This window comes from Streptomyces sp. NPDC002676, from assembly GCF_053592455.1.
In genome coordinates, this window is sequence record NZ_JBSFVT010000008.1 from 300234 (window position 1) to 326441 (window position 26208).

20 protein-coding genes and 1 pseudogene are annotated in these 26208 nt (G+C 71.9%); 8 read left to right on the top strand and 13 right to left on the bottom strand.

Going from position 1 to position 26208, the window contains the following annotated elements:
- Positions 1 to 38 precede the first annotated feature (38 nt).
- The 3 genes from ACWD3E_RS24185 to ACWD3E_RS24195 all read right to left on the bottom strand — a co-directional run bounded on the left by ACWD3E_RS24185 (position 39) and on the right by ACWD3E_RS24195 (position 6704).
- Entirely contained in the window at positions 39 to 1757 is a 1719-nt protein-coding gene (locus ACWD3E_RS24185; protein WP_451389635.1) for a serine/threonine-protein kinase, read from the bottom strand.
- Positions 1758 to 1919: 162 nt separating this feature from the next.
- Positions 1920 to 4505: a protein kinase gene (locus ACWD3E_RS24190; protein WP_451389636.1), complete on the bottom strand. Its 2586-nt coding sequence runs from the start codon at positions 4503 to 4505 to the stop codon at positions 1920 to 1922.
- A 186-nt stretch (positions 4506 to 4691) separates the two neighbouring features.
- Positions 4692 to 6704, bottom strand: coding sequence for a serine/threonine-protein kinase (locus ACWD3E_RS24195; RefSeq protein WP_451389637.1), 2013 nt, complete (start codon positions 6702 to 6704; stop codon positions 4692 to 4694).
- Between the two features lie 191 nt (positions 6705 to 6895).
- On the opposite strand from ACWD3E_RS24195, the pseudogene ACWD3E_RS24200 reads away from it, so the two are divergent.
- A pseudogene (locus ACWD3E_RS24200) lies at positions 6896 to 7941 on the top strand (serine hydrolase domain-containing protein).
- 65 nt (positions 7942 to 8006) lie between these two features.
- Here the strand turns inward: ACWD3E_RS24200 and ACWD3E_RS24205 are convergent.
- Positions 8007 to 9716: a glycerol-3-phosphate dehydrogenase/oxidase gene (locus tag ACWD3E_RS24205; protein ID WP_451389638.1), complete on the bottom strand. Its 1710-nt coding sequence runs from the start codon at positions 9714 to 9716 to the stop codon at positions 8007 to 8009.
- 279 nt (positions 9717 to 9995) lie between these two features.
- Here ACWD3E_RS24205 and ACWD3E_RS24210 point away from each other — a divergent pair, with 279 nt between their 5' ends.
- Positions 9996 to 11204 carry a nucleotide sugar dehydrogenase gene (locus tag ACWD3E_RS24210; protein WP_451389639.1) on the top strand — a complete coding sequence of 403 codons (1209 nt, stop codon included), beginning with the start codon at positions 9996 to 9998 and terminating at the stop codon, positions 11202 to 11204.
- 168 nt (positions 11205 to 11372) lie between these two features.
- On the top strand, positions 11373 to 11933 hold the full coding sequence (locus ACWD3E_RS24215; protein WP_451389640.1) for a hypothetical protein: 561 nt from the start codon (positions 11373 to 11375) through the stop codon (positions 11931 to 11933).
- An 80-nt stretch (positions 11934 to 12013) separates the two neighbouring features.
- Here ACWD3E_RS24215 and ACWD3E_RS24220 read toward each other — a convergent pair whose 3' ends face one another.
- The 4 genes from ACWD3E_RS24220 to ACWD3E_RS24235 form a co-directional block, all read right to left on the bottom strand.
- On the bottom strand, positions 12014 to 13138 hold the full coding sequence (locus ACWD3E_RS24220) for a GuaB3 family IMP dehydrogenase-related protein (RefSeq protein WP_451355633.1): 1125 nt from the start codon (positions 13136 to 13138) through the stop codon (positions 12014 to 12016).
- A gap of 126 nt (positions 13139 to 13264) precedes the next feature.
- On the bottom strand, positions 13265 to 14770 hold the full coding sequence (gene guaB / locus ACWD3E_RS24225) for an IMP dehydrogenase (protein WP_451389641.1): 1506 nt from the start codon (positions 14768 to 14770) through the stop codon (positions 13265 to 13267).
- A gap of 129 nt (positions 14771 to 14899) precedes the next feature.
- Entirely contained in the window at positions 14900 to 15487 is a 588-nt protein-coding gene (locus tag ACWD3E_RS24230) for a sigma-70 family RNA polymerase sigma factor (protein ID WP_121787335.1), read from the bottom strand.
- A 646-nt stretch (positions 15488 to 16133) separates the two neighbouring features.
- Entirely contained in the window at positions 16134 to 16745 is a 612-nt protein-coding gene (locus ACWD3E_RS24235) for a response regulator transcription factor (RefSeq protein ID WP_003948568.1), read from the bottom strand.
- Between the two features lie 381 nt (positions 16746 to 17126).
- On the opposite strand from ACWD3E_RS24235, the gene ACWD3E_RS24240 reads away from it, so the two are divergent.
- Positions 17127 to 17456 carry a WhiB family transcriptional regulator gene (locus ACWD3E_RS24240; protein WP_451389642.1) on the top strand — a complete coding sequence of 110 codons (330 nt, stop codon included), beginning with the start codon at positions 17127 to 17129 and terminating at the stop codon, positions 17454 to 17456.
- 93 nt (positions 17457 to 17549) lie between these two features.
- Here the strand turns inward: ACWD3E_RS24240 and ACWD3E_RS24245 are convergent, their stop codons facing one another.
- Positions 17550 to 18449 carry a LysR family transcriptional regulator gene (locus tag ACWD3E_RS24245; RefSeq protein ID WP_451389643.1) on the bottom strand — a complete coding sequence of 300 codons (900 nt, stop codon included), beginning with the start codon at positions 18447 to 18449 and terminating at the stop codon, positions 17550 to 17552.
- An 80-nt stretch (positions 18450 to 18529) separates the two neighbouring features.
- Between ACWD3E_RS24245 and ACWD3E_RS24250 the strand changes: the two genes are divergently transcribed.
- The 3 genes from ACWD3E_RS24250 (at position 18530) to ACWD3E_RS24260 (ending at position 20841) form a co-directional block, all read left to right on the top strand.
- Positions 18530 to 19198 (top strand): MOSC domain-containing protein, encoded by a 669-nt coding sequence (locus ACWD3E_RS24250; RefSeq protein ID WP_451389644.1) that lies wholly within the window; start codon positions 18530 to 18532, stop codon positions 19196 to 19198.
- A gap of 76 nt (positions 19199 to 19274) precedes the next feature.
- Positions 19275 to 20048, top strand: coding sequence for an SDR family NAD(P)-dependent oxidoreductase (locus ACWD3E_RS24255; RefSeq protein WP_451389645.1), 774 nt, complete (start codon positions 19275 to 19277; stop codon positions 20046 to 20048).
- 85 nt (positions 20049 to 20133) lie between these two features.
- Positions 20134 to 20841, top strand: a complete 708-nt coding sequence (locus ACWD3E_RS24260; protein WP_451389646.1) for an ester cyclase — start codon at positions 20134 to 20136, stop codon at positions 20839 to 20841.
- 85 nt (positions 20842 to 20926) lie between these two features.
- Here the strand turns inward: ACWD3E_RS24260 and groL are convergent, their stop codons facing one another.
- The 4 genes from groL to ACWD3E_RS24280 all read right to left on the bottom strand — a co-directional run bounded on the left by groL (position 20927) and on the right by ACWD3E_RS24280 (position 24953).
- Positions 20927 to 22555: a chaperonin GroEL gene (gene groL, locus ACWD3E_RS24265; protein WP_451389647.1), complete on the bottom strand. Its 1629-nt coding sequence runs from the start codon at positions 22553 to 22555 to the stop codon at positions 20927 to 20929.
- Positions 22556 to 22669: 114 nt separating this feature from the next.
- Positions 22670 to 22978 (bottom strand): co-chaperone GroES, encoded by a 309-nt coding sequence (gene groES / locus ACWD3E_RS24270; RefSeq protein WP_055493212.1) that lies wholly within the window; start codon positions 22976 to 22978, stop codon positions 22670 to 22672.
- 218 nt (positions 22979 to 23196) lie between these two features.
- Positions 23197 to 24021: a polysaccharide deacetylase family protein gene (locus ACWD3E_RS24275; RefSeq protein WP_451389648.1), complete on the bottom strand. Its 825-nt coding sequence runs from the start codon at positions 24019 to 24021 to the stop codon at positions 23197 to 23199.
- A complete protein-coding gene (locus ACWD3E_RS24280; RefSeq protein ID WP_451389649.1) occupies positions 24018 to 24953 on the bottom strand; it encodes a polysaccharide deacetylase family protein in 936 nt (311 codons plus the stop codon). Before ACWD3E_RS24280 ends, ACWD3E_RS24275 begins: the two co-directional genes overlap by 4 nt.
- Positions 24954 to 25043: 90 nt before the next feature.
- Here ACWD3E_RS24280 and ACWD3E_RS24285 point away from each other — a divergent pair, with 90 nt between their 5' ends.
- On the top strand, positions 25044 to 26207 hold the full coding sequence (locus ACWD3E_RS24285; protein ID WP_451389650.1) for a class I SAM-dependent methyltransferase: 1164 nt from the start codon (positions 25044 to 25046) through the stop codon (positions 26205 to 26207).
- The last annotated feature ends 1 nt before the right edge of the window (position 26208 follow it).

Here is a 26208-nt window from a genome sequence, read left to right on the forward strand (position 1 = left end):
CGTCGGGTGAACGACCGGCCGGGTTGGCCTGATGCGTATCAGCCCGTCTTCGGCTGCTGCCAGCTCTGCAGCACCCACTTGAACTGTCTGCTCGTCGTCGCCCAGTCCTCGGCCGGCGAGGACATGTAGATCACGTACTCGGTGCCCGCGCGCGAGAAGTACGTCTCCTCGATGGCGTGGCGCGGCCCGGGAACGTAGGGCGGGTCCTTCTTCAGCGCGGTCCAGGTGTACTCCCACAGCGAGCCGTTGCGGTCGCGGTAGGTGTTCGGCTTCATCGTCACGCGCCTGTAGTTGACGAGCCGCTGGAGCTGTTCCTCCAGGTCACTCTGGTGCTGGTAGGCGTCGGCGAAGTCCGGTGAGCTGTCGACGGCTATGCGCACGAAGTGCTTGCCGCCGTCGGGCGAGTAGTCGATCTGCTTGAGGGCGCCCTCGATGCCGTAGACCTTCCGCGTCCAGCCCTTGGGCAGGGAGAGGCTGAAGCCGAGCGGGTCGTCGTACCGTTGCCAGCTGTCCGGGACGGGGCCCTCCTGGCCGGCGCCGGCGCTGGCGCTAGCGTCCGCCGAGGGCGCCGGGGCCGGGACCGTACCCCCCGACGACACGGTGACCTGCTCCATCCCGGCCCACCCCTGGTAGGCCACCGCCGCGCCGCCGCCGAGGACGGCCGCGACGGCGACGACGAGCGCGAGCGTACGCAGCCGCCGCCGGGGGCGGACCGCCGGCGGACCCGCGGCCGGGCCCACCACGGTGGGCCCCATCGCCGTCGGCCCGGTGGCGAAACGGCCAGGGCCACCCGGGCCATCCGGCCCGTAGCCGTACCCGGAGGTGCCCATCCCGGGCCCGTAACCCGGGCCGCCGGTGGCCGTCGTACCGGTGCCGTACGGCTGCCCTCCCCGGTCCACGCCCGCCCCCTGCGTCGGCACGAACGCCTGTGCCGAGCTGGGCCGTCGGCCCTCCGCCGCCTCGGCGAGCATCTGCTCAGCCTCCTCCGCGCCCGGCCGCTGGGCCGGCTCCTTGCGCAGCAGCGCGGCGATGACGGGGCCGAGCGGACCGGCGTGGCGCGGCTCGTCGGCCTCCTCCTCGACGACCGCCTGCATGGTGCTCAGCGGCGAGGTGCGGCGGAACGGCGAGCGGCCCTCGACGGCCGTGTACAGCGTGGCGCCCAGCGCCCACAGGTCGGAGGACGGGCCGGGGTCGTGGCCGCGCACCCGCTCGGGCGCGAGGTAGTCGACCGAGCCGACGACCTCGCCGGTGCGGGTGATGGTGGTGTCGCCCTCGATCTGGGCGATGCCGAAGTCGGTGAGCAGGACCCGGCCGTCCCGGCCGAGCAGCACGTTGCCGGGCTTGACGTCCCGGTGCAGTACGCCGGCCGAGTGGGCGGCGCGCAGCGCGCGCAACACCCACAGTCCGATCCGCGCGGCCTCCCGGGGGTCGAGCCGGCCCTGGTCCTTGACCGCGTCGGCCAGCGAGTTGCCCTCGACCAGCTCCATCACGATCCAGGGACGGCCGTCGTGCTCGAGGACGTCGTGCACGGTGACGACGGCGGAGTGGTTGATACGAGCGGCGGCCCGCGCCTCGGCCCGGGTGCGGGCGAGCAGGACGGCCTGGTCGCTCTCGGAGACGTAGAGCGCTGCGGTCAACTCCTTGACGGCCACCGTCCGGTGCAGCACCTCGTCGTGGGCGCGCCACACCCGGCCCATGCCGCCGCTGCCGATCGAATCGGCGAGCCGGTAGCGGCCCGCTATGAGCAGGCCCTGCATCTGATTCACGTTGCCCCGCAATGGTCTTGACAGGGTCAGACTAAGGACCGGTCTGCCCTCAGGGAACAAGCAGGGTCCCAAGGAGACCGCACTGTGACGGTTGTCGCTTCTGCCCGCGGGCGGGAACCGGACGGAGGGCCGCCCGCTCCGTGCACGCGGCGCTCAACCCGTGTAGCGGTACGTCGCCGTGGCCTGGTCGTACAGCCGCGTCACCTCGTCCCGCTCCGCCTCCGGGCCACGGACCTGGACGATGTGGTAGCGGCCGTTCAGCAGGATCGCCATGTTGCGCACGAACAGGTCGCGGCCCTGCGCATCGGTCCAGGTGAACTGTCCTTCGGCCATGGTGCGTCCGCCCACCTCGATGGTGCGCAGCCCGCTGGCGGTGGCCCAGCTGGAGTTCCGGTACGGCTGGAGCTCGGCCTCCTTGTCCCGCTGGTAGACCATCGGGTCGCTGCCGTACGTCGCCGCGCCGTCCCTTCCCGGCACGACGAGCAGCTCGAAGTTCCCCTGCGCGTACACCACCTGGCCGCTGCCGTTCTTGGGCGTGCGGGACCAGCCCTTGGCGACGGCGACCTGGAAGCCGTCGGGGTCCGTGCGCAGGGTGAACCCGTCGGCGACGGAGGGGTTGCCGCCCGTCTGGGGCTCGGTGACGGGCGCGGACGCCGAGGGGCTGCCGTCCGCCGACTGCCCGGAGGACGGCCGTGGCGAGGGCGAGGGGGCGGCACTGACCTCACCGGCCGCGCCCGTACGGTCCCCGTGCGCCGCGCCGCTCTCGCCCTGCTTCGGCATGAACAGCATCGCGTACGCCACCGCGCCGGCCAGCAGGAGCAGGATCAGCAGGAGCAGCGTCCGGCCGAGGTTGCGCGGCGAACGGGCCTGCTCCGGAGCCCGCTTGTGCCGGCCGTGCGGATGCATGGCGGGCAGCTCGGCGCGCCGTCGCCGCCACCGCATCAGCTCGCCCCGGCGCCGGATGACCGGCAGCCGGGCCGGGTCGGCGGGCGGAACCGTGACGACCTGGCTGCCGGCGTCCGGCTCGGGCGCGGACCGCACCAGCGAGCGCAGCCAGCCGCCCAGCTCCTCGAAGTCCAGCCGGTCGGTGGGGTCCTGACGCAGCAGCGACTCCACCACCGGCCGGATCGGCCCGCACTCCTCGGCAAACGCGGGCGGCTCCGCGCACACCAGCTGCACCAGCTCGGCGGTGGACTCCTCGGGGTACGGCGCATGCCCCTGCACCGCCCTGAACAGCAACGCCCCGAGCGCCCACAGGTCGGTGGCCGGCCCGATGGGCGCCGCCAGCTGCCAGTTCTCGTGCACGGGCCCGGCCTGCTCGGGCGCCCAGCGCTCGGTCACCGGTCCCACCACGGTCATCCGCACCTGCCGGGCGCGCTCGGCCCCCAGCGCGCTCGCGGGACCACGCCGGACCACGCCGCCGCCGTCGCCCTCGTCCCAACGGGACCGCGCGGCGGCCTGCGCGGGAAGGGAGACACCGCCGCTTCCCGGCTGACCGGAGTCGGGTGGAAGCTGGGCGGGCCGGGGCGACCGGCCGGTGCGCGGTGTGGCGCCGTGCCAGGGGGCGCCGTGGACTCCGTAGGGGTCGGCTATCTGGCCGGGGGGCGTGTTGCCGCCGCCCGGCCCTGCGGGGTTCGGCGGCTGCGCCGTGCCGTCGCCCGTACCCGCGCCGGTGTCGCTCTCGGCGGGCGGCCGGGCGCCGGGCAGGGCGGGGCGCCCGCTGTGCTGGGTCTCGTTCACCTGGGCGGCGGCCCGGGCTCCCGCCCGGTAGGCGGCGATGGCTCCGGCCCGGGCGGCACGGATGTCCTCGCCGGTCGTCAGCGCCCGCCGCTCCGGCGCCCCGGACACGCCGGGCACCCCGCCGCCGTCGGAGGCCCCGTTCGCGCCCGGCAGCGGCAGACCGCCGGCCGCCCGCGCCTGGATGGCGGCACGCCGGGCGGCCTCGGGGTCGGGATCGGCACCGGCGCCGGGCGGGGGTACGGGTGCAGGTGCGGGTGCGGCACCGGGAGTGCCGGGTCCTCCTCCGGCGTGACCGAACCCCTGGCCGCCCCCGGACTGTCCCTCCGGGCCTCCCGGGCCTCCCGGGCCTCCCGGGCCTCCCGGGCCTTCCGGCCCGTCCTGGACCGGCACCGGGTCGTACCCGCACAGCGCCTCCTCCGCCGCGCCGACCGCGAGGCCGGTCAGCATCACACGGCCGTCGTCGCAGACGAGGACCGTGCGGGCCGTGATGTTGCGGTGCACCCAGCCGTGGGCGTGCAGCACCCGCAGCGCCATGAGCACGTCGGAGGCGACCTCGGCCGCCCGGTACGGCGTCAGCGGCTGCTCGGCCAGGAGCGCGGCCAGCGGACGCGCCGCCACCGACTCGCTGACCACCCACAGCGAACCGCCCTCGGCGAACACGTCGAAGACCTGGTCGAGGCGCGGGTGGTCGGGGATGCGCGCCGCCGCCTGCGCGGCCTCGACGGCGCGCCGCACGGCGGGATCGGTGGGCCGGCGGGCCGCGGACCGGGCCGCGGGCGCCCGGCGTGTCCCACGCTCACGGGCGGTGAACCCCTCGGGCAGCCCCTCCGCGTCGAGCACCTCGGCCTCGACGACCTCCGGCAACGGCACCTGCCGCACCAGCACTTCCTGACCGCTGTACGTGTCGAAGGCGAGGGTCTCGGTCAGTTCGTACTCGTCGGAGGGCGGCAAAGGCAGGCGGTAGCGGTCGGCGAGCACCCGACCCGCGTAGTCGTCCATGTTGCCTCCCCCGGCCGTCCGGTCGCTCAAATCCGTTCGCCTCGCGGCCCGTTCCGCATCCACATCGGCTGCGTACGGTCCGCAACCATTCACGATACGTGCCGGAGGCAACCCGCATTGAGCGGATGCCGGATTCTCCGGCATTCAACCGCCCGCGGCCCGGGCCCGATCGGGCCCGCCCTCACCTCACGGCTTGGGCTGGAACGACCTCTGCAGCGTTTCCCAGGTGTCCTTGCGCAGCGCGCTGTCCCAGTTCGAGGCTTTCGCGGTGTACATCAGCCCGTAGCCGAGATGGTCGTTCACCACGAAACCCCGGTCGATGGAACGGTACTTGGTGCCGCCCTCTACATAGGTGAACTCCCAGTCGGCCGTGTTCCAGCCGCGGTAGTCCACCTTCTCGATGCGGATCTTCGTGTACTGGGGGCGCACCATGTAGTGCTCCTGGGTCCTCCAGTCCGCCACCGGGTCGCTCTTGGGCGTGCCGGTCCAGCCGATGAGCAGCTTCTGCCCGTCGGGCCCGGTGTAGCGGTCCCCGGCGGCGCCCGTGGACTGGTACGACCATCCCTTGGGCAGCCCGATGGAGTAGCCCTGGCCGCCCTTGCGGGTCGACACCACCGGCGCGCTCCCGCCGCCCTTGCCCCCGGTCGAACCGGAGTTGGGCGCGGACGCACCAGGACTCGCCTCCGAGCCGGTGCCGGCGGAGGCCGAGGGCTTGCCGTCGGTCCGCTTCCCGCCGTTCCCGCCGCCCTGGTTCTTGCCGTTGCCCTTGTCCTGCTTGGTGGAGGCACTGGCGCTCGCCGCCGCCTTGGCCCCGCCGTTGTTCTTGTCCCCCTTGCCCCCGCTGAGCGCGATGGCCAGCACGATTCCGATCACGGCCAGGACGACCACCACGGCGATGATCACCAGCGTGCGCCTGGGCACCACGTCGGTGAGCGGCGCCCTCGGCACCGACCGCGGCGGCAGGTCCAGGTCCGGCGGCGGCACCACGGGCCACCCGGAACTCCGCTTGGCCGCCGCGGAGTTCCCCGCGGCACCAGCACCGGCACCCGCCCCCGCAGAGGCCGAGCCCGCCACGCCCGCACCGCCGGAGGCCGTGCCCGAGGCGCCACCGGCAGCCGCGGCACCCGCGGCCCCGCCGGCACCCGGCGCGGTCGCGGCGCCCCCGCTCTTCGGCCGCGTGGCCGACGCGGCACCGGCCGCGCCCGCCGCCTTGCGGACCGAGCGCAGCGCCCCCCGCAGCTTCTCCGCCGCCTCCTCACCCCGCTTGCCCTCGGACCCGCCGGGCTCCGCAGGCAGCGGAACCACCCGCGTGGCCTCCATCGACTCCGGCTCCGGCGCGCGGAGCACCGAGTTGAACTGGGCGCGGGCGCCGGCGTCGTCGAGCCGCTTGGCCGGGTCCTTGGTGAGCAGACCGAAGATCACGTCCCGGAGGGGGCCCGCGTTCTTGGGCTCCTCCAGGGGCTCGGTCATCACCGCGGTGAGCGTGGCGATCGCCGAGCCCTTGTCGTACGGCGGCACCCCCTCGACCGCCGCGTACAGCAGGCCGCCCAGCGACCACAGGTCGGCCGCGGGACCCGGCTTGTGCCCGCGGGCGCGCTCCGGGGAGATGTAGGAGGGGGCGCCGACGAGCATGCCGGTGGAGGTGATGGACGGGTCGCCCTCGACCTGTGCGATGCCGAAGTCGGTGAGCACGACCCGGCCGTCCTCGGCGATGAGCACGTTGGACGGCTTCACGTCCCGGTGCAGGATGCCCTCGCGGTGCGCGGAACGCAGCACGTCGAGGATGGCGAGCCCGACCTCGGCGGCACGCTTCGGCTCCAGCAGGCCGTCCTCGCGGATGACCTCGGCGAGCGACTTGCCCTCGACCAACTCCATGACGATCCACGGCCGGTCGTCCTCGTCGACCACGTCGAAGACCGTCACCGCGCTGTTGTTGCGGATCCGGGCGATCGCCTTGGCCTCGCGCAGGGTGCGCGTGATCAGGCGCCGCTTCTCGTCCTCGTCGATGTTCGACGGGAACCGCAGCTCCTTGACGGCGACCGTCCGGCCGAGGGTCTCGTCCTCGGCGCGCCAGACCGTGCCCATGCCGCCACGACCCAGCACATCCCCCAGCCGGTACCGCCCGGCGAGGAGACGACCACCGCTCGCGTCCTGCCGAGTCTCCTGACGAGATGTCCCCGCCCGCTCCGCCTCCGACATGCGTCCCCTCAAACAACCCGCCCTGACAGAGCCTCCATTGTCTCTCACTCGACAAGTGCGCAACGTCCCGGGTGTCCCCGGTCGCGACGCGTGGTCCGTGCACCGGGGGGCAGGGTGAATGATGTGTTCCGCTTGTCGGATTGATGACCTGCTGACGAGCCCGAGCCGACCGCGCCGAGTAAGGCACCCGGATGCCGAGGCTTCGGACGATCCTGGCCGTACCGGTGCTCCTGGCCCTGCTGCTCGCCCCCACCGCGTCCGGTGCCACCTCCGCGGCCGGCGCCACGGAGACGGTACTGCCGCGGCTCACCGGCCGGGGCAAGGCGCCCGCAGCGGCCCTGCCGGCCTCCTCCGGCACCCGCTCCCGCTACACGGCTGCCGGCCACGGCATCGCCCGCACCGACCACTTCCGTGCCGGCAGCGTCACCAAGACCTTCATCGCGACGGTCGTCCTGCAACTGGCCTCGCAGCACCGGCTCTCCCTGTCCGATCCGGTGGAGCGGTACCTGCCCGGACTGCTCCGCGGGCACGGCACCGACGGCCGGCGCATCACCCTGCGCGTCCTGCTCTCCCACACCAGCGGGCTTCCGGACTTCGCCCAAGCCACCCGGGCCATCGTCCCCCTGACCCCGCTTCAGGCCGTACACATCGCACTCACCCTCCCTCCGGCCCGCGCGGGCCGCTTCTCCTACTCCAGCACCAACTACGTCCTGCTCGGACTGGTCATCCGCCGGGTCACCGGCCGCTCGTACGCCGACGAGGCCCGGCGCCGCATCATCACTCCCCTCCGTCTGACGGGCACCTCCTTCCCGGGCTCCCACACCACGCTGCCCTCGCCGCACGGCCGCGCCTTCTCCGCCGACGGCTCCGACGTCACCCGGCTCGACCCGCGGGTGGCCGGGGCCGCGGGTCGAGCCGGGTGACCACGCCGGCCGACACGGACCGCTTCTACGCGGCCCTGCTGGGCGGCCGACTGCTGCCCCCGCACTGGCTGCGCGAGATGCTCGACACCCGTGCCGCACACGGCCTGTACGGCATGGGGATCTTTCCGGCAAGGCTCCCGTGCGGCATCACGGTGTGGGGGCACAACGGCCGGACATCCGGCAGCTACGTGCGCACCGCAGCCACCGTCGACGGCCGGCGTGTCCTCACCTTCCGCGTGAACACGGACGCGATCGCAGACCCCCGGCTCGAACCGGCCCTGCTCGCCGCCGAGTTCTGCCCTCGCAACTGGTAGAACGGCCGGGGCCCGGACAGAGATCCCGGCAAAGGACACTCGTTCGGGTGATATCCGGCGCCGGGTCAGGTGAGCGGAACGATGTCCGGCGCCCCCAGCCGCGCCGCGTCCGCGGTCAGGTCGTCCGGCTGGAGCTGCGACTCCCGCTCGGCCTCCACCCGCTTCTCGTAGTGCTCGACCTCACGCTCGACCTGGTCCTTGTCCCAGCCGAGGACGGGTGCCATCAGCTCGGCGGCCTCGCGGGCGCTGCGAGTGCCCCGGTCGAAGGTCTCGATGGAGATGCGGGTGCGGCGGGTGAGGACGTCGTCCAGGTGCCGGGCGCCCTCGTGCGAGGCGGCGTACACCACCTCGGCGCGCAGATAGTCCTCGGCGCCGGTCAGCGGCTCGCCGAGGGCGGGGTCGGCGGCGATGAGGTCCAGGATCTCCTCGGCCATCGAGCCGTAGCGGTGCAGCAGGTGTTCCACGCGGACCACGTGCAGTCCGGTGCGGGCGGCGATCCGCGCCCGCGCGTTCCACATGGCCCGGTAGCCCTCCGCGCCGAGCAACGGGATCTCCTCGGTCACGCAGTCGGCGACGCGCATGTCGAGGCCGTGCACCGCCTCGTCGACGGCGTCCTTGGCCATGACCCGGTAGGTCGTGTACTTGCCGCCCGCCACGACCACCAGGCCCGGCGCGGGATGCGCCACGGTGTGCTCGCGGGACAGCTTGCTGGTGGCGTCGGACTCGCCGGCCAGCAGCGGACGCAGACCGGCGTACACGCCTTCCACGTCGTCGCGGCTCAGCGGCACGGCGAGCACCGAGTTGACGTGTTCCAGCAGGTAGTCGATGTCCGCGCTGGACGCGGCCGGGTGGGCCTTGTCGAGGTCCCAGTCGGTGTCGGTGGTGCCGATGATCCAGTGCCGGCCCCACGGGATGACGAACAGGACGGACTTCTCGGTGCGCAGGATCAGACCGGTGGTGGAGTGGATGCGGTCCTTCGGCACGACCAGGTGGATGCCCTTGGAGGCGCGGACGTGGAACTGGCCGCGCTCCCCCACCATGGCTTGCGTGTCGTCGGTCCACACCCCGGTGGCGTTGACGATCTGCTTGGCGTGGATCTCGTACTCCCCGCCGCCCTCCACGTCCTGCACCCGGGCGCCGACGACCCGCTCGCCCTCGCGCAGAAAGCCCGTCACGCGCGCGCGGTTGGCGACTTTCGCGCCGTACGACGCGGCCGTGCGCACCAGGGTGGCCACGAAACGGGCGTCGTCCATCTGGGCGTCGTAGTACTGGAGGGCGCCGACCAGGGCGTCCTTCCTCAGACAGGGGGCGATGCGCAGGGCATGATGGCGGGTCAGATGGCGGTGCAGGGGCAGCCCGCGGCCGTGCCCGCGGGCCATGGACATCGCGTCGTACAGGGCCACGCCCGAGCCGGCGTACAGCCGCTCCCAGCCCTTGTGCTGCAACGGGTACAGGAACGGCACCGGCCTGACCAGGTGCGGGGCGAGCCGCTCCAGGAGCAGGCCGCGCTCCTTCAGGGCCTCGCGGACGAGCGCGAAGTCGAGCATCTCCAGATAGCGCAGGCCGCCGTGGATGAGCTTGCTGGACCGGCTGGAGGTGCCGGACGCCCAGTCGCGGGCCTCGATCAGCCCGGTGGAAAGGCCGCGCGTGACGGCGTCCAGTGCCGTACCCGCGCCGACGACCCCGCCGCCGACCACCAGTACGTCCAGCTCGCGCTCGGCCATCGCCGCCAGCGCCTCGGCGCGCTGCTCCGGCCCCAGTGTCGCTGTCCTCACCGCTGCCTCCCGCTGTCGCAGATCGCTCGCGTCGGCCGCACCCGGCGGGCGAAGCCCGGTTCACCCCCTCCTCATGCCCAAATTCTGACCGGCTTGCCCGACTTCAGCCACCACGCGGATCCAACCTGTGGACAACTCGCGCGCAACCCCCGGAAGACACACGAACACAATCCCACATAACGTTCATATTTACTCCTAGTCTGACCGTGCGCTAGCTCGTCTTGTCCACAGCGGTTGCGCACCTGTCCCGCTTCGGCTATTGGGAAGGACGGCCACGCCATGCCCGCAGACCTCGCCGTCATCGGACTCGGCCCCTACGGTTTGCCGCTCGCCCAGGCCGCCGTGGCCGCGGGCATCCCCACCATCGGCTATGCCACCGGCCCCGAGGCGGGCTCGCTCAGCCCCGCCGAGCTGCGCCGGATGCACGCCACGGGGTTCCGGCCGGCCACCGATCCCGCCCAGCTCGGGCGGGTGCGCACGGCGGTGATCTGCGCGCCGACCCCGCGCGGCGCCGACGGGGGGCTCGACCTCGGCCAGGTGGAGGCGGCGGCCCGCACGCTCGCCGAACGGCTGCGCCCGCACACCACCGTGATCCTGGAGTCGCCCGTGGTCCCCGGGACGACCGAGGAGTTCCTGCGCCCCCTGCTGGAGGAGGGCTCCGGACTGCGCGCGGGGCGCGACTTCCACCTCGCCTACTCGCCCAGCCGCGTCGACCCCGGCAACCGCGAGCACACCCCGGCCAACACCCCCAAGGTCATCGGCGGCCTCACCCCCGCCTGCACCGAATCGGCAGCCGCCTTCTACGGGCGGCTCACCGACAAGGTCGTCCGCGCGCGCGGGCTGCGCGAGGCGGAGGCCGTGCAGCTGCTGGAGACCAACTACCGGCACGTCAACATCGCGCTCGTCAACGAGATGGCCGTCCTGTGCCACGAGTTGGGCGTCGACCTGTGGGACGTCATCCGCTGCGCGGAGACCAAGCCGTTCGGGTTCCAGACGTTCCGGCCCGGCCCGGGCGTCGGCGGGCCCGCCGTCCCGCAGGACCTGACCGGCCACGCGGGCCGCACCCTGCGCATGGTGGAACTGGCCCAGCAGGTCAACCACCGCATGCCGCGGTACGTCGTCCAGCGCGCCGCGGCCCTCCTCAACGAGCACGGCAAGTCGGCCCGCGGCGCGCGCGTACTGCTGCTCGGCGTCACCTACAAGGCCGACCTCGCCGACCAGCAGGGCACACCGGCGCACGAGATCGCCGTACGGCTGATGGAACTGGGCGCCTCCGTCAGCTATCACGACCCGTACGTGCCCGCGTGGAGCGTCCTGGAGCGGCCGGTCCCGCGCGCGGACTCGCTGTACGAGGCCGCCGCCGCCGCGGACCTCACGATCCTGGTCCAGCAGCACCGCACGTACGACCTCCAGGGGCTGTCGGTGAAGGCGCAGTTGCTGCTGGACACCCGGGGAGCGACACCGACGGGGGCGGCGCACCGGCTGTAGCTTCGGTCCCGAGTGGATCTCAGGGCGGTCTCAAGCGGAAAACGCCGGGGGCGCTGTCGTCCCCGGCTGTTAGTCTCCCCCGGGCTCTTCACACACGCGTATGTGCGCGTCAGCCACCTTCTTCGTCCACTTCATCCAGTTGTGCCACAACACGGGGGATTTCCTGTCATGAGCCAGTCATACCCGCCGCCGCAGCAGCCCCAGTACGGTCCGGCGGACGGCAACCCGTACGGCCAGCAGCCCCCGGTCGGCGCCCCGGGCGCCCCCGGAGCGCCGTACGCGCCGCAGCCGGGCGCGTTCGCTCCGCCGGTGCCGCCCGCGCCGGGCCGGGACAACCTGGTCGTCGGCCTGCTCGCCGCCGTGGCCGCCGCCCTGGTCGTGGGCGGCCTGTACGGCGTGATCATCGGCCTCACCAAGCACGAGATCGGCTGGGCCGCGGTCGGCGTCGGCTTCGTCATCGGTCTCGCCGCGGGCAAGGCGGGTGGCCGCAACCCTGTCGTCCCGATCGCCGCCGCCCTGCTCGCGGTCGGCTCGGTCTACCTCGGCCAGCTCGTCGGCGAGGCCATGATGATCGCCAAGCTGGTGCACGTGGGCTTCTCCGAGGTGTTCTTCGACCACCTCGACATCGTCCAGAAGGCCTGGAAGGAGGACGCGGACCCGCTGACCTTCGTGTTCATCGCCATCGCCGCGTTCGCCGCGTTCTCGGGCACCAAGAAGGCCGCCGCGTAACCGCTCGGCAGCAGCCGCTCAGGCACGGGAAAGGGCCCGTCCACCGCTCCGGTGGACGGGCCCTTCGCGTCGTACGGGCGTCAGCGGCGGTGCTGGCTGTCCGCGACCGTCACCTCGACGCGCTGGAACTCCTTCAGCTCGCTGTAGCCGGTGGTGGCCATGGCACGGCGCAGGGCACCGAAGACGTTCATCGAGCCGTCGGGGGTGTGGGACGGGCCGGTGAGGATCTCCTCGATCGTGCCGACCGTGCCGAGGTCGACCTTCTTGCCGCGGGGCAGCTCCTCGTTGACCGCCTCCATGCCCCAGTGGTGACCCTTGCCGGGCGCGTCCGTGCCACGGGCCAGCGGGGAGCCCATCATCACCGCGTCGGCGCCGCAGGCGATCGCCTTGGGCAGGTCGCCGGACCAGCCGACGCCGCCGTCCGCGATCACGTGGACGTACCGGCCGCCGGACTCGTCCATGTAGTCGCGGCGGGCGGCGGCCACGTCGGCGACCGCGGTGGCCATCGGGACCTGGATGCCGAGCACGTTGCGCGTGGTGTGCGCGGCGCCGCCGCCGAAGCCGACCAGGACGCCGGCCGCGCCGGTGCGCATCAGGTGCAGGGCGGCGGTGTACGTGGCGCAGCCGCCGACGATCACCGGGACGTCCAGCTCGTAGATGAACTGCTTCAGGTTCAGCGGCTCGTGCGAGGACGAGACGTGCTCCGCCGAGACCGTCGTACCGCGGATGACGAAGATGTCCACGCCCGCGTCCACGACCGCCTTGGAGAACTGCGCGGTGCGCTGCGGGGAGAGCGCCGCCGCCGTGACCACGCCGGAGTCGCGCACCTCCTTGATGCGCGCGCCGATCAGCTCCTCCTTGATGGGGGCCGCGTAGATCTCCTGCAGACGGCGGGTCGCCTGCTCGTCGGGCAGCTCGGCGATCTCGTCCAGCAGCGGCTGCGGGTCCTCGTACCGCGTCCACAGGCCTTCGAGGTTGAGCACGCCGAGGCCGCCCAGCTCGCCGATGCGGATCGCGGTGGCCGGGGAGACGACCGAGTCCATGGGGGCGGCCAGGAAGGGCAGCTCGAAGCGGTAGGCGTCGATCTGCCAGGCGATCGAGACCTCCTTCGGGTCCCGCGTACGGCGGCTGGGGACGACGGCGATGTCGTCGAAGGCGTACGCCCGCCGCCCGCGCTTGCCGCGCCCGATCTCGATCTCAGTCACGATGGTGGCCTTTCCGTTTGCGTTGCAGCGCCTTCCAGTATCGCCGACGGGTACGGCAACGGCGGCCCCGGAGGTTCCGGGGCCGCCGTCGATCACGCCTTGAAGGGCGCTACGCGCGCGGGTGCGTCACTTCCTGCTGTAGTTCGGCGCCTCGACCGTCATCTGGATGTCGTGCGGGTGGCTCTCCTTCAGACCCGCCGAGGTGATCCGCACGAACCGGCCGTTCTCCTGCAGCTCGGGCACGGTCCTGCCGCCCACGTAGAACATCGACTGGCGCAGACCGCCGACCAGCTGGTGGACGACGGAGGACAGCGGGCCGCGGTAGGGCACCTGACCCTCGATGCCCTCGGGGATCAGCTGCTCGTCGGAGGCGACGCCCTCCTGGAAGTAGCGGTCCTTGGAGAACGACTTGCGGTCGCCGCGGGTCTGCATGGCGCCGAGCGAGCCCATGCCGCGGTACGACTTGAACTGCTTGCCGTTGATGAACAGCAGCTCGCCCGGGGACTCCTCGCAGCCCGCGAGCAGCGAGCCGAGCATCACCGTGTCGGCGCCCGCGACCAGGGCCTTGGCGATGTCGCCGGAGTACTGCAGACCGCCGTCGCCGATCACCGGGACACCGGCGTTCTTGGCGGCGAGCGCGGCCTCGTAGATCGCGGTGACCTGCGGGACGCCGACGCCGGCGACCACGCGGGTGGTGCAGATGGAGCCGGGGCCCACGCCGACCTTGATGCCGTCGGCGCCCGCGTCGACCAGCGCCTGGGCGCCGTCGCGCGTGGCGACGTTGCCGCCGATGACGTCGACGCCGGTGGAGTTCGACTTGATCTTGGCGATCATGTCGCCGACCAGGCGGGAGTGGCCGTGGGCGGTGTCGACGACGATGAAGTCGACGCCGGCCTCGATCAGGGCCTGGGCGCGCTCGAAGGCGTCACCGGCCACGCCGACCGCGGCGCCGACGATGAGCCGGCCCTCGGCGTCCTTGGCGGCGTTCGGGTACTGCTCGGCCTTGACGAAGTCCTTGACGGTGATCAGGCCCTTGAGGACGCCCTCGTCGTCGACCAGCGGGAGCTTCTCGATCTTGTGCTTGCGCAGCAGCTCCATGGCCTCCGGCCCGGAGATGCCGACCCTGCCGGTGACCAGCGGCATCGGCGTCATGACCTCGTGCACCCGGCGGCTGCGGTCGCTCTCGAAGGCCATGTCGCGGTTGGTGACGATGCCGAGCAGCTTCTTGTCGCCGTCGGTCACCGGGACGCCGCTGATGCGGAACCTGGCGCAGATCGCGTCGGCCTCGGCGAGCGTGGCCTCGGGGTGCACCGTGATCGGGTCGGTGACCATGCCGGACTCGGAGCGCTTCACCAGGTCGACCTGGTTGGCCTGGTCCTCGATGGACAGGTTGCGGTGCAGAACGCCGACACCGCCCTGGCGGGCCATCGCGATCGCCATGCGGGACTCGGTCACCTTGTCCATGGCGGCGGACAGCAGCGGGATGTTCACCCGCACGTTCTTGGAGACGTACGAGGCGGTGTCGATCTCGTCGGGCGCCATGTCCGACGGGCCCGGCAGCAGCAGCACGTCGTCGTAGGTCAGCCCGAGTGTCGCGAATTTTCCGGGCACTCCGTCGACGTTGGCAGTCATGACACCTTCCCCAAATGGCCTTGATCGGTGCGGATGTCCATGCTAACGGGAAGCGTGGCCAGCAAATTCCACGGTGCGAGATCGCCTTCGGCTTCGTATGTTCGTACAGAACCGTCGCCGCGCCTGTTCTTACTGCTCGGCCAGCGCCCGCAGCCGGCTCAGCGCGCGGTGCTGGGCAACCCGGACCGCCCCGGGTGACATTCCCAACATCTGCCCGGTCTCCTCCGCGGTCAAGCCCACGGCGATACGCAGCAGCAGCAGCTCGCGCTGGTTCTCCGGGAGGTTGGCCAGCAGCTTCTTGGCCCACTCGGCATCGCTGCTGAGCAGGGCGCGCTCCTCGGGGCCGAGGGAGTCGTCGGGCCGCTCCGGCATCTCGTCGGACGGCACCGCCGTGGAGCCCGGGTGCCGCATCGCGGCGCGCTGGAGGTCGGCGACCTTGTGGGAGGCGATGGCGAAGACGAACGCCTCGAAGGGGCGGCCGGTGTCGCGGTAGCGCGGCAGGGCGAGCAGGACGGCTACGCAGACCTCCTGGGCGAGGTCCTCCACGAAGTGGCGCGCGTCCCCGGGGAGCCGGGACAGCCGGGTGCGGCAGTAGCGCAGCGCCAGCGGGTGGACGTGCGCGAGCAGATCGTGCGTGGCCTGCGCGTCCCCGTCGACGGCACGGTGCACCAGGGCACCGATCGCCCCGTGGGCCGTGCCCGCCTCGTCGTCGCGCATCGGTCCATGGTGCCCTGCGGCCGTCCGGTCCGTCGCATCGTGCTCTTGGTTGTGCACCGAAGCGTTATGAGCAGGTGCGCCGGCACTCATCTCCTGCGCCCTCCCCTTCCGCTCGACCGACTCGTCCCCGAGAGACTCCACATCTCAAGGATGCGGCATCCGCGGCGAAACAAGCATCGGCCGTCCGCCGGGCAGCCGCATCCCGCACTCCGGGAAGGGGCCACGGGTCGGCAACCGGCGAGTCCGCGCCCCGGGATGATGGGCAACACAGCAGGTCAGAGAAGCGGCCGGAAATTCCGCGCACAGAGCCGGGGATCCTGCGAGTGCGACGGGGAATCCCGTGCGAACAGCCAGGGATCCCGTGGCAGACGCACCCGCCGCTCACGGTCCGCGCAAGGTGAGCCGCCCCGCAGCCCCGCTCACCCCTCGCATCCGGGGCCGCAGCACAGAGCGACCTCCGCCGACGCGCCCCCGGGGCGCGGCCGGAGAGACCGGCTCCCGGTCGGCCCGCCCGGGCGGTGGGAGCGCGCTCGGCGTCAGGAGCCCGCCCGGCGCGCGGAGTGTTCCGGCGTCGGCCGGCCCCGCCCGCGGCGTGGCAGGCGGGGGAATCCGGTCGGCGGACCGCTGCCCCGCCGTGGCGCACTTCCTACCGGACCAGTCCCCAGCGGAAGCCGAGCGCCACCGCGTGGGCCCGGTCCGAGGCGCCGAGCTTCTTGAACAGGCGGCGGGCGTGCGTCTTGACGGTGTCCTCGGAGAGGAACAGCTCCCGGCCGATCTCGGCGTTGGAGCGGCCGTGGCTCATGCCCTCCAGCACCTGGATCTCGCGCGCGGTGAGCGTGGGCGCGGCACCCATCTCCGCCGAGCGCAGGCGGCGCGGGGCGAGTCGCCAGGTCGGGTCGGCGAGGGCCTGCGTCACCGTGGCGCGCAGCTCCGCGCGCGAGGCGTCCTTGTGCAGGTAGCCCCGGGCGCCGGCGGCGACCGCGAGGGCCACGCCGTCGAGGTCCTCGGCGACGGTGAGCATGATGATGCGCGCGCCCGGATCGGCGGACAGCAGCCGGCGCACGGTCTCGACGCCGCCCAGGCCGGGCATGCGTACGTCCATCAGGATCAGGTCGGAGCGGTCGGCGCCCCAGCGGCGGAGGACTTCCTCGCCGTTGGCCGCCGTGGTCACGCGCTCGACGCCGGGCACGGTCGCCACCGCGCGGCGCAGCGCCTCTCGGGCAAGCGGGGAGTCGTCGCAGACGAGGACGGATGTCATGACCGCCCTCCGCAGCTGATGCGCGTCACCTTGAGCCTCCAGGCTGGTACGGAATCGTCACCTGTGCGGTCGACCGTCTCGGACGCCTGCCCGAGCGCTTGTTTTTTCAACCGCCTCCGCACTCTCAACGACGGTCACTCGAAAGAGTTACGGGGCCGCACGCCGTCTTCGGCACTCTACGTGAGGGAGCCAACACGATGCAGACATGCCCGACGGACCCTCAACTTTTCATCACAACCTATGCCCCATTTAGACGATTTTCTTCCCGTTTCGCAGTGTCCGGGGCTAGATTCGCAATGAGTCATATTTTCATCTCCTTAGACCGGAGATGTACGGTCGATGGCACCGTATCCGCCCAGAACGGCTACAAGGGGTCACGTAATGGCAGATTTCTCCCGCCTTCCCGGACCGAACGCGGACCTGTGGGACTGGCAGTTGCTCGCTGCCTGCCGCGGGGTGGACAGCTCGCTCTTCTTCCACCCGGAGGGCGAGCGCGGGGCGGCTCGGAGCGCTCGTGAGAACTCGGCCAAAGAGGTCTGCATGAGGTGCCCGGTCCGTGCGGAGTGCGCCGCGCACGCGCTGGCGGTGCGTGAGCCGTACGGCGTGTGGGGCGGCCTGACCGAGGACGAGCGCGAAGAGTTGATGGGACGGGCCCGAAACCGCCTGGTGTCGGCTTCGACCCCCGGCGGGGAGGCAGCCCCGAACACCTGAAGGAACGTTTCTTCAATCCAACCCGCACCGGGCACGCGCGCCGCGTGCCCATGACTCTGCGCGGGCCCCTGCGCCGACCCCGCGAGGGGGCTCCTACACGTGCCCGGCCGCCCGGGCCAGCTGTTCCAGCGTCGCCGCCACGGCCGGCACCGGTGCCAGGTCGGGCAGGGTGAGGGCGACGATCTCCCGCCGTACCGCCGGTTCCAGCCGCACCGCCCGGACTCCTGTGGGCCGTACCGACTCCACCGCGAGCTGGGGCAGCACCGCGACCCCGAGACCCGCACGGACCAGGCCGACCACCGCCGGATAGTCGTCCGTGGCGAAGTCGATGCGCGGGGTGAACCCGGCGCTCGCACACGCCTCCACCAGCTGACCGCGGCAGCGCGGGCAGCCCGCGATCCAGGGCTCCTCGGCCAGTTCGCCTATGGCGACGGACTCCGCGTGCGAGAGCCGGTGCCGTTCGGGCACCAGGGCGACCAGACGGTCCGTCAGCAGGGGCCGTACGACGAGGTCGTCATAGTCCTCGACGAGAGCTGCACCCTCGTAGCGGAAGGCCAGCGCCACGTCGCAGTCGCCGCCGCGCAGCAGTTCGACGGACCTCGGGGGCTCGGCCTCCTCCAGCGAGACACGGGTGCCGGGGTGGGCGGCGCGCAGGGCGGCCAGGGCGGTGGGGACCAGCGTGGAGCTGCCGCTCGGGAAGGAGACCAGCCGGACCCGCCCGGCCCTGAGGCCCGCGATCGCGGCGACCTCCTCCTCTGCGGCGGTGAGCCCGGCGAGGATGCCGGAGGCGTGCCGGACGAGGGCCTCGCCGGCCTGGGTGAGGCGCATCTCCCGGCCGCTGCGGACCAGCAGCGGGGTGCCGACCGAGGCCTCCAGGGCCTTCATCTGCTGGCTGACGGCGGGCTGGGTGCAGCCCAGTTCACGCCCCGCCGCCGAGAAGGAGCCGGTGGTGGCGACGGCGCGCAGGACGCGGAGATGACGGGCCTCGATCACCCTTGAATCATAAGGCAACCTTGGGTGCGGCGCCCAATAATGCGTCGATGCTTTGAGGGGTGATCCCGTACCGTGCGTACATGAAGCTTCTCTCTGTCAATCTCGGCCGCCCCCGTCCGGTGCCGTACACGGACCAGCCGGACGGCCTGACGGGCATCGACAAGCAGCCCGTCGACGGTCCGGTGCGGGTGGCGGCCCCCGGACCCAAGGGCGTGGGGGCGAGCGGAGTCGCCGGGGACGCGGTGTGCGACCTGCGGCACCACGGCGGGGACGACCAGGCCGTGTACGCCTTCGCGCGCGAGGACCTCGACGACTGGGAGCGCGAGTTGGGCCGGTCGTTGGCCAACGGCTGCTTCGGCGAGAACCTCACGACGGAGGGACTCGACGTCTCCGGGGCACTGATCGGCGAGCGCTGGCGGATCGGTTCCGAGGTGGTTCTGGAGGTGACCTCGGGGCGTGTGCCGTGCCGCACGTTCCAGGGCCACCTGGGCGAACAGGGCTGGGTGAAGAGGTTCACCCTGAAGGGCGCAACGGGTGCCTACCTGCGGGTGATCGAACCGGGCTCCATACGGGCGGGCGACCAGATCGAGATCGTGCACCGGCCGGACCATTCGGTGACGACGGCGATGGAGTTCCGCGCGGTCACCACCGAGCGGGAACTGCTGCCGCAGCTGCTCGTGGCCGGCGAGGCGCTGCACCCGGAGACGCTGGCCGCGGCCCGCAAGTACGTGGATAAGTACGGGGGCTGATCGCCCGTCAGTCCGGTCTTCGGGACAGGCCCGGCGGACAGCGGACTCTGTCGGTCCGGGTCACTACCCTTGGGCCATGACAACGGCTCTGATTACGGGATCGACCGCGGGGATCGGTGCCGCGTTCGCGCGGCGGCTGGCGGCTGACGGACATGACCTCGTCCTGGTGGCCCGGGACACCAAACGGCTGCGCGAGCAGGCGACCGAGCTGCACGACCGGCACGGCATCGAGGCGGAGGTGCTGACCGCCGACCTGTCCGAGGACAAGGGCATCGAGGCGGTGGCGGAGCGGGTCGGCGACCGCCGCAACCCGGTCGATCTGCTGGTCAACAACGCCGGGTTCGGCAACAAGGGCCGCTATCTCGACGTGTCGATGGCGGACGAGCTGAAGATGCTCAAGGTGCACTGCGAGGCAGTGCTGAGGCTGACCTCGGCGGCGGCCGAGGCGATGCGCGAGCGCGGTCGCGGCGGAGTGGTGAACGTGGCCTCGGTGGCCGCCTTCGTGCCCCGGGGGACGTACGGCGCCTCCAAGGCGTGGGTCGTGCAGTTCACGCAGGGCGCGGCGAAGGACCTCGCCGGCACGGGGGTGCGGCTGATGGCGCTCTGCCCCGGTTTCGTGCGCACCGAGTTCCACCAGCGGGCCGGGATGGGCACGGACAACATCCCCGGCTGGATGTGGCTGGACGCGGACAACGTAGTCACGGCGGCGCTGGCCGACCTCGCGCGCGGCAAGTCGCTGTCCATCCCGGACCCCCGCTACAAGGCACTGATGGGCCTGGTGAAGGTGACCCCGAGGTCGCTGCTCGGCGGGATCTCGTCGAAGACGGGGCGCAAGTACGGGCCGCAGTAGCGGCCGGCGGGCGGGTGACGCCGTCGCTCCGGTGCGAAAATGGGCGTGACGGAACGGGGGCAGGGGGGCCGGAAGGCGGCGTCGAATGACCTTCGTACAGCTCATCGAGTGCAAGACCAGCCGGCTGGACGAGATGAACCGGCTCATGGACGACTGGGTCGCGCAGACCAAGGGGAAGCGCACGGCGACGCACGCGGTGGTCGGCAAGGACCGCTCGGACGCGTCGCACATCGTCGAAGTGGTGGAGTTCCCCTCGTACGAGGAGGCGATGCGGAACTCGAACCTCCCGGAGACCGACCGGATCTTCCGGGAACTGGTCGCGCTGTGCGACGAGATGCCGACGTTCACCGACCTGGACGTCGTACGCGACGACCGGCTGGCCGAGGACACCGTGCGCAGGTTCTTCGACGCGATCGCGGTCGCGGGCGAGCTGCCCCCGCTGAACGACCTGCTGGACGAGGACATCCACAGCCACGACCCGGCGAACCCGCAGGACACCATCGGGCTGGACAACGCCCGCAGCGAGTACCGGATGTGGCGCGGCGGTTTCGATTTCGCGTTCACGATCGAGGGCGTGCTCGCCCAGGGCAACCAGGCCTGCGCCCGGTGGGCCTGGAACGCCACGCACAAGGGCGACTTCCTGGGGATCGCGCCCACCGGCAGGCAGGTCTCCATGACCGGGCTGACCCTGTTCCGGTTCGCGGAGAACGGCAAGATCGCCGAGACGTGGTGGCAGTACGACCAGCTGGGCCTGATGCAACAGCTGGGCGCGCTCGACGCGCTGGAGCAGTAGCGCAGTACAGCAGTTTTAGAGCAGTACAGGGCGAAGGCCCGGCCCCCTTCCTGGGTGCCGGGCCTTCGCTCGAGAGCGGCGTGGCTCAGTGGGCGTGGCCGTGGCCGTGGCCGTGACCCGCCTCGGCCGGCTCCTCTTCCTTCTTCTCGACGACCAGGGTCTCGGTCGTGAGCAGCAGGGAGGCGATGGAGGCGGCGTTCTCCAGGGCGGAACGGGTGACCTTCACCGGGTCGATGACGCCGGCCTTGACCAGGTCGCCGTACTCGCCGGTGGCGGCGTTGTAGCCGTTGCCCTTCTCCAGGTCCTTGACCTTGTGGACGATGACGTAGCCCTCGAGGCCCGCGTTCTCCGCGATCCAGCGCAGCGGCTCGACCACGGCGTTGCGGACCACGGCGACACCGGTGGCCTCGTCGCCGGACTTGTCGAGGTTGCCCTCCAGGACCTTGGAGGCGTGGACCAGAGCGGAGCCACCACCGGAGACGATGCCCTCCTCGACCGCGGCGCGGGTCGCGGAGATGGCGTCCTCCAGACGGTGCTTCTTCTCCTTCAGCTCCACCTCGGTGGCGGCGCCGACCTTGATCACGCACACGCCGCCGGCCAGCTTCGCGAGGCGCTCCTGGAGCTTCTCGCGGTCCCAGTCGGAGTCGGTGTTCTCGATCTCGGCCTTGATCTGCGCGACGCGGCCGTGCACATCCTCGGACTTGCCGGCACCCTCGACGATCGTGGTGTCGTCCTTGGTGACGGTGACGCGGCGGGCGGAACCGAGCACGTCGACGCCGACCTGGTCGAGCTTGAGGCCGACCTCCTCGGAGATGACGGTGGCGCCGGTGAGGATCGCCATGTCCTGCAGCATCGCCTTGCGGCGGTCACCGAAGCCCGGGGCCTTGACGGCGACGGCGTTGAAGGTGCCGCGGATCTTGTTCACGACCAGGGTCGACAGGGCCTCGCCCTCGACGTCCTCGGCGATGATCAGCAGCGGCCGGGAGGAACCGGCCTGGATGACCTTCTCCAGCAGCGGCAGCAGGTCGGCGATCGAGCCGATCTTGCCCTGGTTGATGAGGATGAAGGGGTCCTCGAGGACGGCCTCCATGCGCTCCTGGTCCGTCACGAAGTACGGCGACAGGTAGCCCTTGTCGAAGGCCATGCCCTCGGTGAAGTCCAGCTCCAGACCGAAGGTGTTGGACTCCTCGACGGTGATGACACCGTCCTTGCCGACCTTGTCCATCGCCTCGGCGATCAGCTCGCCGACCTGCTGGTCCTGGGCGGACAGCGCGGCGACGGCGGCGATGTCGGACTTCTCCTCGATCGGGCGCGCGGTGGCCAGCAGGTCCTCGGAGATCGCGGCGACGGCCGCGTCGATGCCCTTCTTCAGGGCGGCCGGGGAGGCGCCGGCGGCGACGTTCTTCAGGCCCTCGCGGACGAGCGCCTGGGCGAGGACGGTGGCGGTGGTGGTGCCGTCACCCGCGATGTCGTTGGTCTTGGTCGCCACCTCCTTCACCAGCTGCGCGCCGAGGTTCTCGTACGGGTCCTCGATCTCCACCTCGCGGGCGATCGTGACACCGTCGTTGGTGATGGTGGGGGCACCGAACTTCTTGTCGATCACGACGTTGCGGCCCTTGGGACCGATCGTCACCTTCACCGTGTCGGCAAGCTTGTTGACGCCGCGCTCAAGGGCGCGACGGGCGTCCTCGTCGAACTTCAGAATCTTCGCCATGACAGCGGAAGCCCTCTCGGAAATCTGTGGGTGAAAAAAGCTGCGCCCCGGGCGCCCGGCTACTTATCGGTCGCGGGGGCCAGGGGCGCAGCTCAAGGCAAGTGTTGCCGAGGTTTACTTCTCGATGATCGCGAGCACGTCGCGAGCCGAGAGGACGAGGTACTCCTCGCCGTTGTACTTCACCTCGGTGCCGCCGTACTTGCTGTACAGCACGATGTCGCCGGTCTTGACGTCGAGCGGAAGGCGCTCGCCGTTCTCGAAGCGGCCCGGGCCCACGGCCAGGACGACGCCCTCCTGGGGCTTCTCCTTCGCGGTGTCCGGGATGACCAGGCCAGAGGCCGTGGTCTGCTCGGCGTCCAGCGGCTGGACCACGATGCGGTCCTCGAGCGGCTTGATGGCAACCTTGGAGCTGGCGGTCGTCACGATCCGACCTCCCCCTTCGGAGATCTCACGGGGTTAACTGTCTGAGGTGGCGACCAGGTGGATCCGTCGTCGCGGGTGCCGGACCTGCCCGTCGCTTTGTTGGCACTCTCCAGTGGGGAGTGCCAGAGCCGAGACTATGACCGGGATTAGCACTCGGTCAAGCGGAGTGCCAATACGCACGGCGCGTCGGCCCTGTTTCCCCGGACCCCGCTGCCGATTTACAGGTAGTCCTCCAGGCGCCCCACCGTCAGCCCCCTCTCCTGCGCCCGCCTCAGCAAGCGGGTCGTTCGCTCGCGCAGGGCCCGCCCCCTCGTGCCGTCCGGGTTCAGGGCCACGATGTCGCCGGGGCGGAGGGTGCGGGGGCCGTGGGTGAAGGTCAGGGTGTGGGCACCCATGGTGGCTCGCCACAGGACGACCGCGGAGATGCCACAGGACGCTGCCGCGCGCAGGGTGGTGGGGTCGTAGTTGCCGTAGGGCGGGCGCAGGAGGCGGGGGTGGAGGCCCAGGCCGGTGCGGAGTCTGTCCTGCTGGGCGCAGATCTCGGCGCGCTGGTCGGCGTAGGGCAGTCCGGGCAGGGCGCGGTGGTCGTGGGTGTGGTTCTCGATGGCGGCGCCGGCCGAGCGCAGCCGGGCGGTGTGCGCGCGGACCGGGCCGGTCGTGGCGCCGGCCAGGAACATGCTGACAGGGAGCCGGAGTTCGCGGACCATGTCGGCGAAGCGGGGGTCCTTCTCGGCGCCGTCGTCGTAGGTGAGGAAGACGACCTTGTCGTGAGTGGGGACGCGGTCCAGCACGGGCGGGAGGGCGGAGCCCTTCGCCCCGAGGGTGCGGGCGGACAGGCGCCTGGCGGGGTGCGCCGGGTGGGACAGGGGTGCCGCCAGGCCCCAGTGGCGGTAGGGCTGGTCGGCGGAGGTGTGCTGCCGTACCCGCTGGGCCGCCTTCTTGCCGAGCCGTTCGATGGGGTCGACGGACTGGGCGCAGCCGGTGAGGAGGAGGGCCGAGGCGAGGACGGCCGCCAGGCCCCGCCGGTTTCCTCCGCGCCTCACAGGTAGTCCTCCAGGCGGGCCACGGCGTACCCCTCGGCGGTGACCTTGTTCAGGAAGCGGCGCATGTCGTCGATCATCGTGCCGTTCCAGTCGTCCCGGCCGCGGAAGTGGGTGAGCACGATGTCGCCGGGGTGCAGGCTGCGGTCCCACTCGCGGTACTCCCAGTGGTCCACGAAGACCTCTTCGTCCCAGATCGGCGCGTACTTGATCCCGCAGGCCTTGGCCGCGCGCAGAGTGTCGCCGTTGTAGTTGCCGTACGGCGGGCGGAAGACGGTGGGGGCCTTGCCGTACTGCCTCTTCATGACCGCCTGCATGCCGCAGATCTGGTCCTTCTGCTGCTCGTAGGACAGGCCGGGCATGTAGGGGTGGGTCATGGTGTGGTTGTTCAGGGTGTGACCCTCGGACTGCATCTTGCGGAAGTAGCCGTAGTCGTCCTTGACCAGGTAGTTGCTGAGGAAGGCCGTGTAGGGGATCTTCAGCTCGCTCATCATGCGCAGGAAGGCGGGGTCCTTCTCGGCGCCGTCGTCGATGGTGAGGAAGACGACCCTCTGCTTGGTGGGGATCGTCGTGAAGACCGGGGGGAGGTTCTCCTCCTCCTGCCCGGTGACCTCGAAGCCGGCGCGTGCGGTGATCCTCGGCTTCCTGGCGGGCGGGGCCGGCGGGGACAAGGGGGTGCGGGCCAGGCCCCAGTGCCGGGCGGCGGCGGCCACCCGGGCGTGCTCGGCGGCGAGATGGTCGGCGTAGGAGTCCAGGGCGCGGGCGGGGCCGCCCTGGACGGGCTGCTGGCCGGGGGCGGGGTGGGCGACGGCGTCGGAGCTGGGGGCGGCGCAGCCGGAGACGACGGCGGCGGACACCAGCGCCGCGGTGCCGCAGCGGAGGATCAGTGTGCGCAAGGGCAACCGATTTTTATCGTTTTGTACGACTGCTCGCATGGTGCCGGATCCTCCCAGGCCCCGTCCCCGGATCCGGGCCGACACCGCCACCGGAGGCGCACGGTCCACCGACTGGCCCACAATGACCCGGTGAACGACCTCGCTCTCCTCCTCACCCCCGAAGGCCGCGCCCTCCTCGACGAGGTGCGCGGCACCGATCCCGCGCAGGAGCTGGCCGTCGCCACCCGGCTGCGCCGCGAACACCCCGCGGAGCTGGTGTCGGCGGCGCTCGGCCAGGCCCGGCTGCGGCAGCGGGCGGCGGCGAAGTTCGGGGCGGCGGACGCGGAGCGGATGTTCTTCACGCCGAACGGGGTCGAGCAGTCGACCCGGACGAGCGTGGCCACGTACCGGGCGGGGCGGATGAAGGAGCTGGGTATCGGCTCGGTCGCCGACCTCTGTTGCGGGATCGGCGGTGACGCCATCGCGCTGGCGCGGGCCGGAATCCGGGTGCTGGCCGTGGACCGGGATCCGCTGACGGCCGCCGTGGCGCGGGCGAACGCCGCGGAGCTGGGGCTCGCCGAGCTGATCGAGGTGCGGGAGGCGGACGTCACGGAGGTGGACACGGCCGGTTTCGACGCCGTGTTCGTGGATCCGGCCCGGCGCGGAGGTCGCGGGCGGATCTTCGACCCCGAGGCCTACTCGCCGCCGCTGTCCTGGGCGGTAGCCGCGGCCCTCCAGGCGCCCCGCGCCGCCCTGAAGATCGCCCCCGGCATCCCGCACGAGGCGATCCCCGCCGAGGCCGAGGCCGAGTGGATCTCCGACGGCGGCGATGTGAAGGAGGCCGTGCTGTGGTTCGGGACCGAGCCGGGCCTCATCCGCGCCACGCTGCTGCCCGGCCCGCGCACGCTGCCCGGCAAGAAACTGCCCGATCCCGGGGTGCGGCCGGTGGGCCGGTATCTGTACGAGCCGGACGGCGCCGTGATCCGGGCCCATCTGGTCGCGGACGTGGCCGAGGAGGTCGGCGGCGGGCTCGTCGACGCGACGATCGCCTACGTCACCGCCGATGAGCTGCGGCCCACGCCGTACGCCACCGCCTACGAGATCACCGACCAACTCCCCTTCAACGTCAAGAAGCTGAAGGCGCTGCTGCGGGAGCGGCAGGTCGGCACGCTGACCGTGAAGAAGCGCGGGTCGGCGGTCGAGCCGGAGGAACTGCGCCGGAAGGTCAAGCCGCAGGGGCCGAACGCGGCCACCGTGTTCCTCACCCGCGTGGCGGGCGCGCCGACCATGCTGATCGGCGCCCCCGCCTGCTGAG